Consider the following 15,735-nt stretch of genomic DNA (forward strand, 5'->3'; position numbering starts at 1 on the left):
TACACAACAAAAAAGCCCTGAGACTTTCATCTCAGAGCTTTCACTTAAGTCGGCGACTACCTATTTTCACGTGCCGTTTCCAGCGAACTATCTGCAGAAGCCCGTATCGTAACCGATATACCGCCCAATAAAGTATGCCCCCCTGCTGCATTGTGCATAACCGTGCAGTAGGACCGCTTTTTATTTTGAAATTCGGTAATGACCCACGATGTCAGTTCGTTTTTCCAGAATGTCCTGCTCGTAGGCCATCTGCCATGGATCATTGTGGTGAATGATATAGGGCACTCCATTTTTATTTCGTCGGTCGGACACGATGCCGATATGTCTTTCGAAGATTACAATATCGCCACCCTGCCATGCTTCTATTTCTGAGACATCTGTGGTCAGGGCAACTGCTGTGTGTGAAAAAAATATATTCAGGTTTCGCACCCGCCGGAAGTCTATGTTTGCATCCGGCTCGGCTACCATATAATCTTGTGGGTGTACCCGGATATCCGCGTCCACAAGCACTTGTAGATCATATCCGGCATATTTCAACGCATAAGCCACTACATCAGTGCACACTCCGTAATTATCGTCAGGATAGCCGTTCTCATAGTAGCGGCTTTTGTATTTTGGACGTGTACTCACATAGGCCAGTGCACCGTTCAGAATATCTAACTGGTCATCTACACCGTCATCATCCCGATCCTCGCTACTATGAAGCTGCGGTATCTTGCCCTTATAATCGTCCTCCGGCCTGATTGCCGAGGTATGCTGGTAATGTGTCTGCACATAAAATACAATACTGCAAAATACAAAAAGTACTATTATTATCGCATAATACATTGCTGAATCTTTACGTGTCATGTCCGAACGCATATTCTCACCCCTTTCTGTCCTGAGAATACCAGTTTTTAGTCCAGTCTGCAACCCTCTAACATATATTTTTTCTCGGAAAATGGTAAAAAAGAACCCCCAAGGAATTTCTTCCTCAGGGGTTTTGTTTAAGTCGGCGGACTACATCTATGCCGATTTATTTATGATGGTTTGGTTCACCGGGTTCTGCATGATGACCAGAGTGGTGAGAAGAGGTGGTAGTCTGAACCGAATCATCCGCAGCCTTATCGTTGGTGCTGCAACTGCACAGCACACCCAGCATCAGAACAACCGAAAGCAGTACAAGTATTGCACGTTTCATAATTTAATCCTTTCTGATTTCCTTTCTTCTGTCTAATGTTGAATAAGCGGATCCGAGGTCACTAGATAACACATCATTATAGAATGGGATTGGTCAACCAGCATCCTCAATATCATCATAACACAATGCACAAAAAAATCAAGCAAAAATAGAAGCTTTTGGCAATTTCTTTGCTAGTGAAAGAAAATGCCGCACAAAAACAACAAACCCCCAAGGAATTTCTTCCTCAGGGGCTTCATTTGAGTCGGCGACTACCTATTTTCACGCGCCGTTTCCAGCGAACTATCTTGGGCACGAGTGAGCTTAACTTCTGTGTTCGGAATGGGAACAGGTGGAACCTCACCGTCATCGTCACCGACCAATATGACTGGTTCAGTATAACATTTCTGCTTTACTTTGTCCAGTGTTTTTAGAAGGACGTGCCTTCAAAACTGAATAATCACTGCTGACATTTTATCATTGACTTGAGAATTCAAGCGAATTGTGGTCAAGCCCTCGATCTATTAGTACACACTTGCTGAATGGATCACTCCACTTACACATCGTGCCTATCAACCTCGTAGTCTACAAGGGATCTTACCTGATTGAATCAGTGGGATATCTTATCTTTGGGTCGGCTTCACGCTTAGATGCTTTCAGCGTTTATCCGATCCGTACGTAGTTGCCCAGCTATGCTCCTGGCGGAACAACTGGTGCGCCAGAGGTACGTCCGTCCCGGTCCTCTCGTACTAGGGACAGCTCCCATCAAATATCCTGCGCCCACGACAGATAGGGACCGAACTGTCTCACGACGTTCTGAACCCAGCTCGCGTACCGCTTTAATTGGCGAACAGCCAAACCCTTGGGACCGAATACAGCCCCAGGATGCGATGAGCCGACATCGAGGTGCCAAACCTCCCCGTCGATGTGGACTCTTGGGGGAGATCAGCCTGTTATCCCCAGGGTAACTTTTATCCGTTGAGCGATGGCATTTCCACTCACATACCACCGGATCACTAACTCCAACTTTCGTTACTGCTCGACCCGTCAGTCTCGCAGTTAGGCTCGCTTCTGCGTTTGCACTCTTTTGCTTGATTTCCGTTCAAGCTGAGCGAACCTTTGAACGCCTCCGTTACTCTTTAGGAGGCGACCGCCCCAGTCAAACTGCCCACCTAACAATGTCCCCCGACTCGATTCAGAGCCGCAGGTTAGAATTCCAATATCGCAAGGATGGTATCCCAACGGCCTCTCCGCCAAAGCCAAAGCCTTGGTTTCCCAGAGTCCCATCTATCCTGTGCATGCAACATCGAAACCCAATATTAGGCTACAGTAAAGCTCCATGGGGTCTTTCCGTCTTGTCGCGGGTAACCGGCATCTTCACCGGTACTACAATTTCGCCGGGCGGGCTGTTGAGACAGTGCCCAAATCATTACGCCTTTCATGCGGGTCAGAACTTACCTGACAAGGAATTTCGCTACCTTAGGACCGTTATAGTTACGGCCGCCGTTCACTGGGGCTTCGATTCAATGCTTGCACATCTCCTCTTAACCTTCCAGCACCGGGCAGGCGTCAGCTCGTATACGTCATCTTTCGATTTAGCACAAACCTGTGTTTTTGGTAAACAGTTGCTTGGGCCGATTCTCTGCGGCTCCATCTCTGGAGCACCCCTTCTCCCGAAGTTACGGGGTCAATTTGCCGAGTTCCTTAACAACCCTTCTCCCGTTGGCCTTAGAATCTTCTTCCTACCTACCTGTGTCGGTTTGCGGTACGGGCACCTCAGAAATACACACAGCTTTTCTCGCCATCTTCCATCTCAGACTTCGGTACTAATTTCCCTCGATCTCTACCGGAACCAACACCCGGCTCTGAGACTTCATATGTGTCCCTGTGCTTAACTCTTTTGGTGGTGACGGAATCTCTACCGTCTGTGCATCGGCTACGCCTTCCGGCCTCACCTTAGCTCCCGACTAACCTGGAGCGGACGAACCTTCCTCCAGAAACCTGAGGCTTTCGGCCATGCAGATTCTCACTGCATTCGCGCTACTCATTCCGGCATTCTCACTTCTATACACTCCACAGCCGCTTGCGCTACTGTTTCTCCGCGTATACAACGCTCCCCTACCCAATACATTGCTGTATTGCCTAAGCTTCGGTGTCAGGTTTAGCCCCGTTAAATTCTCCGCGCAAAGACGCTCGACCAGTGAGCTATTACGCACTCTTTGAATGAGTGGCTGCTTCTGAGCCAACATCCTGGTTGTCTGCGTATCTTCACATCGTTTTCCACTTAACCTGACTTTGGGACCTTAGCTGTAGATCTGGGCTGTTTCCCTTTTGACAATGACATTTATCTGACACTGTCTGACTCCCAAGCATCAATACTCTGGCATTCTGAGTTTGATAAGCTTCGCTAACCTCTCGGCCGCTAGGCTATTCAGTGCTTTACCTCCAGGTATCTAACTTGAGGCTAGTCCTAAAACTATTTCGGGGAGAACCAGCTATCTCCGGGTTCGATTGGAATTTCTCCGCTACCCACAGTTCATCCGCCGCCTTTTCAACGGAGGTCGGTTCGGTCCTCCATGGAATTTTACTTCCACTTCAACCTGACCATGGGTAGGTCACCCGGTTTCGGGCCCATTATATGCAACTTAACGCCCTTTTCAAACTCGCTTTCGCTTCGGCTCCAGACCTTAAGTCCTTAACCTTGCTGCATACAATCGCTCGCCGGACCGTTCTACAAAAAGTACCCTATCACACATTGACGTGCTCTAGGTGCTTGTAGGCACAGGGTTTCAGGTTCTTTTTCACTCCCCTCCCGGGGTGCTTTTCACCTTTCCTTCACAGTACTATACGCTATCGGTCACTGGGTAGTATTTAGGGTTGGAGGGTGGTCCCCCCGTATTCCGACCAGGTTTCACGTGTCTGGCCGTACTCTGGATCCTGCGCAGCTCTCTCCGTTTTCACCTACGTGGTTCTCACACTCTCTGACCGGCCTTCCCATGCCGTTCGGTTAACAGATTGAGTCTTAAAAGCAGTCCGTACCCCGAAAGTATTTCTACTCTCGGTTTGCCCTCTTCCGCGTTCGCTCGCCACTACTTACGGAATCTCGTTTGATGTCTCTTCCTCGCCCTACTTAGATGTTTCAGTTCAGGCGGTTCCCTCAATACACCTATTTTAAATTTCAGTGTATTGTACCTGAGTATGAACCCAGGTGAGTTTCCTCATTCAGAAATCTCCGGATCAATGCTTATTTGCAGCTCCCCGAAGCTTATCGCAGCTTATCACGTCTTTCATCGGCTCCCAGTGCCAAGGCATTCGCCCTGCGCCCTTGTTCGCTTGACCTTTCAAACGTTCTTTCAGAACATTTGGTATCCTCTTGATTCTCTCTTATTGCCAACGAAGATTATTGTTACCCTTCCTTTTGAAATTGCAATATTTCTTAAAAGAACTTACTATAATCTTTGTTTCGCAGTTATTATTCAGTTTTCAAGGTACGTCTTTGAGTGTCCTTTTCAGGGCCCTCAAAATCGAACAATATCTACTCTGCTTGTATCTGTCACCTGTTCCAGATGTTGACCATCTTCGATGTTCTTCCATCTGCCTGACTCCTTAGAAAGGAGGTGATCCAGCCGCAGGTTCTCCTACGGCTACCTTGTTACGACTTCACCCCAATCACCAGTTTTACCTTCGGCGGCGTCCTCCTTGCGGTTAGACTACCGACTTCGGGTCCCCCCGGCTCTCATGGTGTGACGGGCGGTGTGTACAAGGCCCGGGAACGTATTCACCGTGGCATGCTGATCCACGATTACTAGCAATTCCGACTTCGTGCAGGCGAGTTGCAGCCTGCAGTCCGAACTGGGACGTTGTTTCTGAGTTTTGCTCCACCTCGCGGTCTTGCTTCTCTTTGTTTAACGCCATTGTAGTACGTGTGTAGCCCAAGTCATAAAGGGCATGATGATTTGACGTCATCCCCACCTTCCTCCGTTTTGTCAACGGCAGTCCTGCCAGAGTCCTCTTGCGTAGTAACTGACAGTAAGGGTTGCGCTCGTTGCGGGACTTAACCCAACATCTCACGACACGAGCTGACGACAACCATGCACCACCTGTCTCTGCGTCCCGAAGGAAAATACTGTTTCCAGCATCGTCGCAGGATGTCAAGACTTGGTAAGGTTCTTCGCGTTGCGTCGAATTAAACCACATACTCCACTGCTTGTGCGGGCCCCCGTCAATTCCTTTGAGTTTCAACCTTGCGGTCGTACTCCCCAGGTGGATTACTTATTGTGTTAACTGCGGCACTGAAGGGGTCAATCCTCCAACACCTAGTAATCATCGTTTACGGTGTGGACTACCAGGGTATCTAATCCTGTTTGCTACCCACACTTTCGAGCCTCAGCGTCAGTTGGTGCCCAGTAGGCCGCCTTCGCCACTGGTGTTCCTCCCGATATCTACGCATTCCACCGCTACACCGGGAATTCCGCCTACCTCTGCACTACTCAAGAAAAACAGTTTTGAAAGCAGTTTATGGGTTGAGCCCATAGATTTCACTTCCAACTTGTCTTCCCGCCTGCGCTCCCTTTACACCCAGTAATTCCGGACAACGCTTGTGACCTACGTTTTACCGCGGCTGCTGGCACGTAGTTAGCCGTCACTTCCTTGTTGAGTACCGTCATTATCTTCCTCAACAACAGGAGTTTACAATCCGAAGACCTTCTTCCTCCACGCGGCGTCGCTGCATCAGGGTTTCCCCCATTGTGCAATATTCCCCACTGCTGCCTCCCGTAGGAGTCTGGGCCGTGTCTCAGTCCCAATGTGGCCGTTCAACCTCTCAGTCCGGCTACCGATCGTCGCCTTGGTGGGCCGTTACCTCACCAACTAGCTAATCGGACGCGAGGCCATCTCAAAGCGGATTGCTCCTTTTCCCTCTGGTCGATGCCGACCCGTGGGCTTATGCGGTATTAGCAGTCGTTTCCAACTGTTGTCCCCCTCTTTGAGGCAGGTTCCTCACGCGTTACTCACCCGTTCGCCACTCGCTTGAGAGAGCAAGCTCTCTCTCGCTCGTTCGACTTGCATGTGTTAGGCGCGCCGCCAGCGTTCGTCCTGAGCCAGGATCAAACTCTTTATAAATGATATTTATCACTTAAAAAGTGTTAAATCTTCTTCGCTCAGCACGCAATCGCTTGCGTCCTGTGTGAATTACTTTGTTTGGAATTGTTTAACGTGTTTTTCCAACACGAAAATAGGTTCCGTTACAAGTTTTTCGATATTGTTCAATTTTCAAGGTCCTGTGCGCCTCAGCCTTAGCGGCTGAATACTTGATTATTTTACCACAGAAGTGATTTTTTGTCAAGCACTTTTTTCAGAAGCTTTTCGATCTTTTCGAACTTGTGGCTCGTTTTTCAACGTATCCATATTGGTTCTTTCGCTTTGCTTCCGCCGCTTTCAGAAGTCATTCTTTCCGGCGGCCCTTGGCGCTCAAGTATAATACCACATCCCCAGCCTTCTGTCAACACTTTTTTGCATCTTTTTTGAGTTTTTTCTATATTTCTTGAATTTGTTTCATTTCCCCGGCCGGGTGTTTCTTTTTTATCCCATAAACAGCGCAAAGCCCCGCGCGCAAACGCAGGGCTTTGAATACAAATGATCACAGTTCTCCCCGGCCAGACAGCGCCCGGTACAGGGTCGTCTCATCGGTATATTCCAGGCTGGCACCCACGGGCAGGCCATAGGCCAGACGGGTGGTCTTGATGCCCAAGGGCTTGATGAGCTTTGCCAGATACATGGCCGTTGCCTCACCTTCAACGGTGGGGTTCATGGCCATGATCACTTCTTTCACTTCACCGTCCCCCAGACGGGCCAGCAGTTCCTTGACCGTCAGCTGCTCAGCACCGATGCCATCCATGGGGCTGATGAGACCGTGGAGCACATGGTACATTCCATGGTACTCCCGGGTGCGCTCAAACGCCTGCACATCACGGGGCGTTTCCACCACACAGATGACAGAGCGGTCCCGCTTGGCACTGGCACAGATGGGGCAGAGCTCGGCTTCGGTATAATTCTGGCAGACACGGCAGCGGTGGAGCTTGGTGTGGGCGTTCTGGATCGCACCCGCCAGTGCGGCGGCATCCTGATCCGACATGCTCAGTACCTGATAGGCCATCCGGGTCGCACCCTTCCGCCCAATGCCCGGAAACTTGCTGAATTCTTCGATCAGCTTTTCCAGCGGGGCTGCATTATAACCCATGGTGCTCCTCCACTTTGATCAAAGACCGGGAATGTTCAGGCCGCCGGTCAGTTTGCCCATTTCGGCCTCGGCAGTCTCATCCACCTGCTTGACGGTTGCATTGACGGCAGCAGCCACCAGGTCTTCCAGCATCTCGATATCATCGGGGTCCACGGCCTCAGGCTTAATGGTGATGCTCAGCACCTCGTGCTTGCCGTTCATCTTTACAGTGACCATCTCACCGGATGCACTGCCGGTGTACTCAGCAGCTTCCAGCTCTGCCTGCTTGGCCTTCATATCTTCCTGCATCTTCTGGGCCTGACGCATCAGGGAGTTCATATCGGGGCGGCCGAAGCCTGCGGGCATTCTTGCTTTCATGGTTGGTTCTCCTTTTATTTATCGTTTTTTGCGTTCACTATCCTCAATCGACACCTCCAGCCCCAGCTGTTCCAGCTTGCGGAGGGATTCCTCGGCGTTGGCCGAAGCGCGATTGACCGTCTTGGATTCATAGGGGCCGATGGGCACCGCCACACCGGACACCTGCGCGATCAGCTTTTTGATGAGCTTCTGGCTTTCCTTGTTGGCGCGGATAAAATCCCGGAAGGTCTTTCCGCCATCGATAAGCACCCGGGTACCATCAAAGTAACCCTTGGATTTTTTCAGGTAGGTGTAGAGCATGGGATCCTGTTCCTGCAGGAGCTTGATGACCTCTGCCCATTGCGGGAAGGGATTGATCCCCTCCGCTGCCACCTTGCGGGGCTTGTTCAGCGCCGGGTCCGCCGTATATTCCGGCTTAGATTCCGGCTGGGGCTGAGCCGCAGGCATTTCCTGCACAGAAGCCGCAGTCTCTTCTCTCTGCGGCGGCGCAGCCGGGGCCGGCTCGTCCCAGGGGGGCGGGGCCTCCGAAGTCACCGGCGGTTCCTCCGGCAGGGGCGGCAGCTCTTCTTCCGCAGAAGCTGCTGCTTCTGCCTTGGGCGGTTCCACGGGCTGAGGTGCCGGTTCCGGCTCAGACTGCTGCATCGGTGCCGGTTCCACAGAAGGTTCCTGCACGGGAGCCGATACAGCCGGTGCACTTACAAAAGGCTTGACCGGTGCCGACGCAAACGGTCTGGGGGCCTCCTGTGCAGGGACCGCAGGCCGGGCGGCGGGCAGAGCCTGTACCGCCACCTGCTGGGGCTGCTCCGAAAGGCTGAACAGGGCCAGTTCCAGCTCTATCCGCTGGTCACTGCCACGGGTCATGTGCTCCAGAGCGTTGCCCAGCGCCCGGATGGCCCGGATTGCCTCCCGCTGCCCCATCCGGGGGCCTTTTTCCAGATAGAGCTTCTCCTCTTCCGGGGATACACCCGAGAGCAGTGCCTGCCCGCCGGGCAGGGCCGCCAGCATCAGCGCACGGTAATGGGCAATGAGCTCCTCGGTCAGCCGCTTCACATCCACCGACTGCTGACGCAGCTGAGCCAGCTGTGCCAGTGCCGCGGCGGCATCCTGCGCTTCCAGCGCATCTGAAATATGGAACAGATAGCTCCGGTCAGTCACACCTGCCATCCGGCGGACAACGTCCGCATCGATCTTTGCCGTGACACCGGCACAGGTATCCAGAATGGACAGCGCGTCTCGCATGGCACCATCGGCAAGGCGGGAGATGAGCTCCGCCCCCTCGCCGGACAACTCCAGTCCCTCCTGCCCGGCGATGTACTCCACACGCTGGGCGATGTCCTCGGGGCCGATGCGGGTAAAATCGTACCGCTGGCACCGGGAAAGGATGGTGGCGGGGACCTTCTGGATCTCCGTGGTCGCCAGAATAAAGATGACATGGGCGGGCGGCTCCTCCAGCGTTTTCAGCAGGGCATTGAACGCTGCCGTGGAGAGCATGTGCACCTCGTCGATGATATATACCTTATAATGACAGGCGCTGGGGGTGTAGGCCGTTTCATCACGCAGATCACGGATATCGTCCACGCCGTTGTTGGAGGCCGCGTCCATCTCCACCACGTCCAGAATGCTGCCGTTGTCGATGCCCCTGCAGATCTCGCACTCACCGCAGGGGTCACCGTTCTGGGGATGCAGGCAGTTGACTGCCTTGGCAAAGATCTTGGCACAGGTGGTCTTGCCGGTGCCGCGCACGCCGGTAAACAGATAAGCGTGGCCCACACGGCCTGTGGCGATCTGGTTGCGCAGTGCGGTCACGATGCCGTGCTGGGCCACCACATCCTCAAACCGCTGGGGCCGCCACTTGCGGTACAGGGCTCGATACATCCGCTTCTCCCCTTTCAACAAAAAAGCCGGGCAGCGCTGACGGGGTTTGACCCCCGCCTTGCGTAACTCGGCATACGGATGCAGGCTGACTGAAACGCACGGGACACACCGCTTAAGGCTGCTTGGTTCCCCACCTGACCTGGTTCACAACGGCCCCATCGTACAGGGCCCGCATCCGTATGCCGAACCACGCAGCAGGCGCTGTCCGGCATGGCACATTTTGTGCTTGATTATTATAGCATGTTTCGGGGGAGAATGCAAGTATTAAACCTTGCCGACATCGCTTAGGAAAAGCCTTTCTCTGTACAACCTCTCAGTCACGGCGCAGCCCGTGACTGAGAGGTTGTACGAAGCTGCACGTTCCCTTATACAGCAAAAGCCCCCTCCGGTGCAAAACCGGAGGGGGCAAAAGCGCTTAATTCACAAATTAAGACTGGCAGGCAGTGATCAGGCTCATCTTGTAGACCTCGTCAGCGTTGCAGCCACGGGACAGGTCGTTGATGGGTGCGTTCAGGCCCTGCAGAATGGGGCCGTAGGCGGCGTAGCCGCCCAGACGCTGAGCGATCTTATAGCCGATGTTGCCGGCCTCGATGCAGGGGAAGATGAAGGTGTTGGCCTGGCCAGCGACCTTGCTGCCCTTGCACTTGACCTGTGCAACTTCGGGAGCAACGGCAGCGTCAAACTGCAGCTCGCCGTCCACAGCCAGCTCGGGGTCCATCTCCTGAGCCTTGATGGTAGCGTCATGGCTCAGAGCAACGGTGCCGCCCTTGCCGGAACCCTTGGTGGAGAAGCTCAGAACTGCGACCTTCGGATCGATGCCGAACAGCTTTGCGGTCTTGGCAGTCTCAACGGCCACCTCAGCCAGCTTTGCGGATGCAGCGATCTTGACCTCGCCGGTAGCCTTATCAACGGTATCGGTGTAATCAATGTTGACAGCGCAGTCGCCCATGGCAATGCGCTTCAGGCCCTCTTCGCCAAAGTCGCGGTCCAGAATGAAGCAGGAGCTCACCAGGTGTGCGCCCTTCTTGGTCTTGACCAGCTGCAGAGCGGGGCGGATGGTATCGGCGGTGGAGTAAGTAGCGCCGCCCAGCAGGCAGTCAGCCTTGCCCATCTTGACCAGCATGGTGCCGAAGTAGTTGGACTTCTTCAGCATTGCGGTACACTCTTCAGCGGTCTGCTTGCCCTTGCGCAGCTCGACCATGGTGTTCACCATCTCGTCGAAACCTGCGTAGTTCTCAGGGTCAATGATCTCAGCAGCGGAAATATCAAAATTGCCTGCGGCAGCAGCGGCCTTGCACTCAGCCTCGTTGCCCACCATGACAACCTTCAGAACGCCCTCGGCCAGCAGCTTGCTGGCTGCCTCCAGGATGCGGGGGTCATTGCCCTCGGTAAAAACGATCGTCTTGGGGTTTGCCTTCAGCTGTGCTACCAGCGGTGCGAACATATCAGCCATTGTTGATTACCTCCGAATTAACTATCCAAAATTCACATCCGGGTGCCTGTTGGACACAAGGATGCCTTTCTCTTTTATTCTAGCACACCCGGCAAAAAGTTCAAGACAAAATTGGCTTTTTGTGCTATTATTTTAGGAGAAAACCATTTTTTATTTGTGAACAAATTATCATTCAGCTGCAAGGAGATCAAACTGCTATGGATTGGGATACATTAAAGGCCGAGTGCCTTGCCTGCCGCAGATGTGAGCTGTGCACTGACCGCACCCATGTGGTGTTCGGGCAGGGTGTCCAGACTGCTGAGGTGCTGTTCGTGGGCGAAGGCCCGGGCCAAAGCGAGGACGAGCAGGGCCTGCCCTTTGTGGGCCGCAGCGGCCAGCTGCTGGACAAATACCTGTTTGCCATCGATCTGGACCGGAGCAAAAACTGCTACATTGCCAACATCGTCAAGTGCCGCCCGCCCCAGAACCGTGACCCGCTGCCCACCGAGAGCGAGGCCTGTATGCCCTGGCTCCGGGAGCAGTTCAAACTGCTGCAGCCAAAGATCGTGGTCTGCCTGGGCCGCATCGCCTCCCAGCGGATGATCCGCACCGATTTCTCCGTGACCAAGGAGCACGGCACCTTTGTGCAAAAGAACGGCGTATGGTTCATGGGCACCTTCCACCCCGCTGCCCTGCTCCGGCAGGCGCAGAACAAACCCGCCGCCTTTGCGGATTTTGTGGCTCTGCGGGAGAAGATCCACGAGGTGTGCGGGCACACATATTAACAAGCTCACCCTCTCCGTCATTGCTGTCGCAATGCCACCTCTCCCGAAGGGAGAGGCCTTGGCAGAAAGATGAAGCTCACAAAAACTGCCAAGGGCTCCCACTTTGGGGGAGCTGGCGAGCGGAGCGAGACTGAGAGGGCAAGGCCGTTTCCAAGTATCATCTCCCTTCATTTTTGCATACCCTAAAGCAAAAGTGAGGTGTTCTGATATGAAAACGATCCAAAGCCGTTCCCCCGATTTCTTTCTGGGGGCCACCACACCGGCGGGCTTCAAGGGTTATTTTGAGCCGCTGCGCCGGGAGCCCGGGATGCAGATGCTTCTCATCAAAAGCGGGCCGGGATGCGGCAAATCCACCCTGATGAAGCATCTGGCCCAGGCCGCCGAGCAGCAGGGCCAGCGCATCGAAAAGATCCACTGTGCCAGCGACCCGGACAGTCTGGACGGGGTCATCTTCCTCGACCAGAAACGCGCCATCATCGATGCCACCGCGCCCCATGTGGTGGAGCCGGACGCGCCCGGGGCTGATGAGCTGGTGGTGAGCCTGTACCACACCATCGATGCCGGAAAGCTGGCTCCCCACCGGGACGAGGTCAAGGCCCTGTTTGCCCGGAATGCCGCCCTGCGGGGCCGGGCAGCCCGGTATATCGCATCGGCGGGCAGCCTGATGCTGGACAGCCGCCGGGCCGAGGCCTGCAGCGCCAACTTTGAAAAGGTGCGCCGCTACGTCAAGCGGCTCTGCACCCGGCTGCTTCCCCGCACCGAGGGCACCGCCAGCGAGGAGCTGCGGCTGCTCTCAGCCATCACCCCCAAGGGGATGGTATTCTACCGGGGCACGGTGGAAGCGCTGGCCGACCGGTATGTGGTATTCCGGGATGATTACGGGGCTGTTTCCCGCCTGCTGCTGGAGCTTATCCGGGCCGAAGCGCTGGCCCGGGGCTACCACATCATCACCTGCCCCTGTGCCATGCACCCTGAAGATCAGATCGACCACATCTTCATCCCGGCCCTGCGGCTGGCTTTTTTGACCGACAACCTCTGGCATCCCATCCAGCTGCCCGGCGTGCAGGCCGTGCGCTGCACCCGCTTTGTGGACCGGGAGAATCTGTCCGGCTTCCGCGCCCGCCTGCGCTTCAACGACCGTGCCGCCTCCGAGCTCATCGACCAGGCTGTCGCCCTGATGGCTCAGGCCAAGAACTGCCATGATGAGCTGGAGACTTATTACCGGGCCGCCGTGGATTTTGACCAGGTGAATGCTGTTGCAGCAAATTGTCAAAAGATCCTGGGTCTCGGGTAGGCCCTGCTCTGTACAACCTGACCGAAGCGCAGAATTTCAAGAGAAAGGAAGTGAACCCCATGCCAGCCATCCGTCTCTCTGTCCGGGAACTGGTGGAGTTCCTGCTCCGCACCGGCAGTATCGACAGCCGCTTTACCGGCTTTGACCGGGCCAACGAGGGCGCACGCATCCACCGCAGGCTCCAGAAGGCGGCGGGTGAAGGCTACTCTGCCGAGGTGTTCCTCACGGCAGAGCGGACGATGGAGGGAATCGGGTTCACCATCGAGGGCCGTGCCGACGGCATTTTTACCGATGAGGACGGCACGGTGGTCATCGACGAGATCAAGACCACCGCCGCGCCCACCGATGCCATCACGGAGGACATGAACCCCTGCCACTGGGCGCAGGGCATGGTCTACGGGGCCATCTGCGCCGAGCAGCGGGAGCTGGAAACACTGGATGTCCGGCTGACCTATTACCAGATCGACACCGATGAGATCATCCGCTATACCCGGCACTTCTCTGCCGCTGAGCTGGATGCGTTTCTCAACGACTTACTGCGGCAGTATCTTCCCTGGGCACGGCGGCAGCTGGACTGGGTGGAAGCCCGGAACCGGAGCCTTGGGGCCCTGCAATTTCCGTTTCCAGCTTACCGTCCCGGACAGCGCGCCCTTGCCGGGGAGATCTATCGCGCCTGTGCTGCGGGCAAGGCCGAGCAGAAGGGCGGTACCCGGCTGTTCTGCCAGGCACCCACCGGCATCGGCAAAACGATGAGCGCCCTCTTCCCTGCCTTGAAAGCCATGGGCGGGGGCAAGGGGGAAAAGATCTTCTACCTGACCGCCCGCAACACGACACAGGCCGCTGCTGAGGATGCACTGGCCCGTCTGCGGGCGGCAGACCCGGCGCTTTCCCTGCGCAGCGTGACCCTTTCGGCCAAGGAGAAGGCCTGCCTGTGCAAGGATGCTGAGGGCCGTCCCGCCTGCCTGCCGGAAGCCTGTCCCTACGCCAACGGCTACTACGAGCGGCTGAAGGATGCGCTGGCCGACCTGCTGGACAGCGCCGTCCCCTATGACCGGGCCGCCCTGACTGAGACTGCCCGGCGGCACAGGGTCTGCCCCTTTGAGCTGGGGCTGGACCTGAGCGAGTGGTGCGATGTGGTCATCGGAGACTACAACTATCTGTTCGACCCCACCGTGCACCTGCGGCGCTTTTTCGATGCGGCGGGCGACTACCTTTTCCTCATCGACGAAGCCCACAACCTGCCGGGCCGGGCCAGAGCCATGTACTCGGCGCGGTTCTGCAAGAGCAGCCTGACCGATGCCAGACGGGCCATCGGCAAAGGAAAAAGCGCACTGAAAACCGCGTTGACAAAGGCAGACAGGGGCTTTCTGGAAGCGCGCCGGGCGGTAACGAAGCTGGCCCCCCGCCGGGGTTCAGCGCCCACCGAATCGCCGGCAGAGGATCTCACCCAACAGACCAGCCTTCTGGACACCGAACCGGCAGAAGCCGCCTTCCCGCTGCCGGAGCCTTTGCTGGCGCGGGATGGCACGGTCTTTTTGCAAGAGCTGCCGAAGGAGCTGCTCCGACTGCTGTTCAGCCTGCAGGCCCCCCTGCAGGACTGGCTGGAGGCTAACCCGGAGGCCGATGCCCACGCCCAGCTGCTGGAGCTCTACTTTGCGGTGCAGGATATCACCCGGGCGGCAGAGCGGTACGACGCGCATTTTGTCACCCAGCTGACAGCCCGGGGCAGCGAGCTGGAATGGGAGCTGCTCTGCCTTGACCCTGCCCCCTTTGTGGATGCCAGCCTTGCCGCCGGGCGGGCCGCGGCACTGTTCAGCGCAACACTCACCCCGCCGGGCTACTACCGCTCCGTGCTGGGCTGTCCCGATGCCCGGGCTGTGGCACTGGAAAGCCCGTTTCCGCCCGAACATCTGGGGCTCTACTGCCTGCCCGGCATCTCCACCCGCTACCGGGACCGGGAGGCCAGCGTGCAGGCCGTCTCGGATGCGCTGGCCGCACTGGCCCGGGCCAAGGTGGGCAACTACCTGGCCTTTTTCCCCAGCTACGCCTATCTGCGGCAGGTGCACGAGGACTTCACCGCCCGTTACCCGGACATCGGGACGCTGGCCCAGGAGAGTGGTCTGGACGACGCGGCCCGGGCGGCCTTTCTGGAACAGTTCGGCCCAATCCCCGCAAAAACACTGCTGGGCTTCGGGGTCATGGGCGGCATCTTCGGCGAGGGCGTGGATCTGGTGGGCGACCGGCTCATCGGGTGTGCCATCGTGGGGGTGGGCCTGCCTCAGGTGAACCCCCGTCAGGAGATCCTGCGCCGCTACTATGACGAGGCGGGCGGCACCGGTTTCGACTACGCTTACCGTTTCCCGGGCATGAACAAGGTGTTGCAGGCGGCGGGCCGGGTCATCCGCACGCAGGAGGACAGGGGCGTGGTGCTTCTGCTGGATGACCGCTTTGCCCGCGCCGAATACACCCGCCTGTTCCCCCGCCACTGGCACCAGCTCCAATACCTGCGCAGCACCACAGAGCTGGAGCAGCAGCTTGCCGCCTTCTGGGCGCTGAACCAATAGAAAAAAGCCTGTCAGCGCAAAAACCGACAGG

The 15,735-nt window shown here is 56.0% G+C and carries 9 protein-coding genes, 3 rRNA genes and 1 other RNA gene; 3 read left to right on the top strand and 10 right to left on the bottom strand.

The features are described from left to right. Positions 1–180: 180 nt before the first annotated feature. The 10 genes from ACKXGA_RS03390 to pta all read right to left on the bottom strand — a co-directional run bounded on the left by ACKXGA_RS03390 (position 181) and on the right by pta (position 11,082). The gene (locus tag ACKXGA_RS03390; RefSeq protein ID WP_156182620.1) at positions 181–861 is read right to left on the bottom strand and encodes a DUF1287 domain-containing protein; all 681 of its coding nucleotides are present in this window, start codon (positions 859–861) and stop codon (positions 181–183) included. Positions 862–1,422: 561 nt separating this feature from the next. Then, positions 1,423–1,539: ribosomal RNA gene (rrf, locus tag ACKXGA_RS03395) — 5S ribosomal RNA — on the bottom strand. A 124-nt stretch (positions 1,540–1,663) separates the two neighbouring features. After that, a 23S ribosomal RNA gene (locus ACKXGA_RS03400) occupies positions 1,664–4,498 on the bottom strand. 271 nt (positions 4,499–4,769) lie between these two features. Then, a 16S ribosomal RNA gene (locus ACKXGA_RS03405) occupies positions 4,770–6,280 on the bottom strand. The 16S, 23S and 5S rRNA genes sit together here, the layout of an rRNA operon. Positions 6,281–6,552: 272 nt before the next feature. Further along, complete coding sequence (locus ACKXGA_RS03410; RefSeq protein WP_423730080.1) at positions 6,553–6,801, bottom strand: hypothetical protein; 249 nt, start codon at positions 6,799–6,801, stop codon at positions 6,553–6,555. After that, a complete protein-coding gene (gene recR / locus ACKXGA_RS03415; protein WP_005931596.1) occupies positions 6,798–7,397 on the bottom strand; it encodes a recombination mediator RecR in 600 nt (199 codons plus the stop codon). Before recR ends, ACKXGA_RS03410 begins: the two co-directional genes overlap by 4 nt. An 18-nt stretch (positions 7,398–7,415) precedes the next feature. Then, entirely contained in the window at positions 7,416–7,754 is a 339-nt protein-coding gene (locus tag ACKXGA_RS03420) for a YbaB/EbfC family nucleoid-associated protein (protein ID WP_005931599.1), read from the bottom strand. A gap of 18 nt (positions 7,755–7,772) precedes the next feature. Continuing rightward, positions 7,773–9,629 carry a DNA polymerase III subunit gamma/tau gene (dnaX, locus tag ACKXGA_RS03425; RefSeq protein ID WP_423730081.1) on the bottom strand — a complete coding sequence of 619 codons (1,857 nt, stop codon included), beginning with the start codon at positions 9,627–9,629 and terminating at the stop codon, positions 7,773–7,775. A 75-nt stretch (positions 9,630–9,704) separates the two neighbouring features. Next, positions 9,705–9,804: signal recognition particle sRNA small type (gene ffs / locus ACKXGA_RS03430), an RNA gene on the bottom strand. A 252-nt stretch (positions 9,805–10,056) separates the two neighbouring features. Continuing rightward, positions 10,057–11,082: a phosphate acetyltransferase gene (pta, locus tag ACKXGA_RS03435; protein WP_005931805.1), complete on the bottom strand. Its 1,026-nt coding sequence runs from the start codon at positions 11,080–11,082 to the stop codon at positions 10,057–10,059. A 197-nt stretch (positions 11,083–11,279) separates the two neighbouring features. On the opposite strand from pta, the gene ACKXGA_RS03440 reads away from it, so the two are divergent. The 3 genes from ACKXGA_RS03440 (at position 11,280) to ACKXGA_RS03450 (ending at position 15,704) form a co-directional block, all read left to right on the top strand. Next, complete coding sequence (locus tag ACKXGA_RS03440) at positions 11,280–11,846, top strand: uracil-DNA glycosylase (protein WP_005931809.1); 567 nt, start codon at positions 11,280–11,282, stop codon at positions 11,844–11,846. Between the two features lie 208 nt (positions 11,847–12,054). Next, complete coding sequence (locus ACKXGA_RS03445; RefSeq protein WP_098925150.1) at positions 12,055–13,140, top strand: hypothetical protein; 1,086 nt, start codon at positions 12,055–12,057, stop codon at positions 13,138–13,140. A 59-nt stretch (positions 13,141–13,199) separates the two neighbouring features. Beyond that, positions 13,200–15,704, top strand: a complete 2,505-nt coding sequence (locus ACKXGA_RS03450; protein ID WP_423730082.1) for a helicase C-terminal domain-containing protein — start codon at positions 13,200–13,202, stop codon at positions 15,702–15,704. The last annotated feature ends 31 nt before the right edge of the window (positions 15,705–15,735 follow it).

This window comes from Faecalibacterium hominis (ex Afrizal et al. 2022) (assembly GCF_049545105.1).
Taxonomy (GTDB): domain Bacteria; phylum Bacillota; class Clostridia; order Oscillospirales; family Ruminococcaceae; genus Faecalibacterium; species Faecalibacterium duncaniae.

Coding starts and splice junctions, on each gene's coding strand:
- ACKXGA_RS03445 (WP_098925150.1), top strand. CDS start 12,055: ATGAAAACGATCCAAAGCCGTTCCCCCGATTTCTTTCTGGGGGCCACC.
- ACKXGA_RS03450 (WP_423730082.1), top strand. CDS start 13,200: ATGCCAGCCATCCGTCTCTCTGTCCGGGAACTGGTGGAGTTCCTGCTC.
- ACKXGA_RS03440 (WP_005931809.1), top strand. CDS start 11,280: ATGGATTGGGATACATTAAAGGCCGAGTGCCTTGCCTGCCGCAGATGT.
- recR (WP_005931596.1), bottom strand. CDS start 7,397: ATGGGTTATAATGCAGCCCCGCTGGAAAAGCTGATCGAAGAATTCAGC.
- ACKXGA_RS03390 (WP_156182620.1), bottom strand. CDS start 861: ATGCGTTCGGACATGACACGTAAAGATTCAGCAATGTATTATGCGATA.
- ACKXGA_RS03420 (WP_005931599.1), bottom strand. CDS start 7,754: ATGAAAGCAAGAATGCCCGCAGGCTTCGGCCGCCCCGATATGAACTCC.
- dnaX (WP_423730081.1), bottom strand. CDS start 9,629: ATGTATCGAGCCCTGTACCGCAAGTGGCGGCCCCAGCGGTTTGAGGAT.
- pta (WP_005931805.1), bottom strand. CDS start 11,082: ATGGCTGATATGTTCGCACCGCTGGTAGCACAGCTGAAGGCAAACCCC.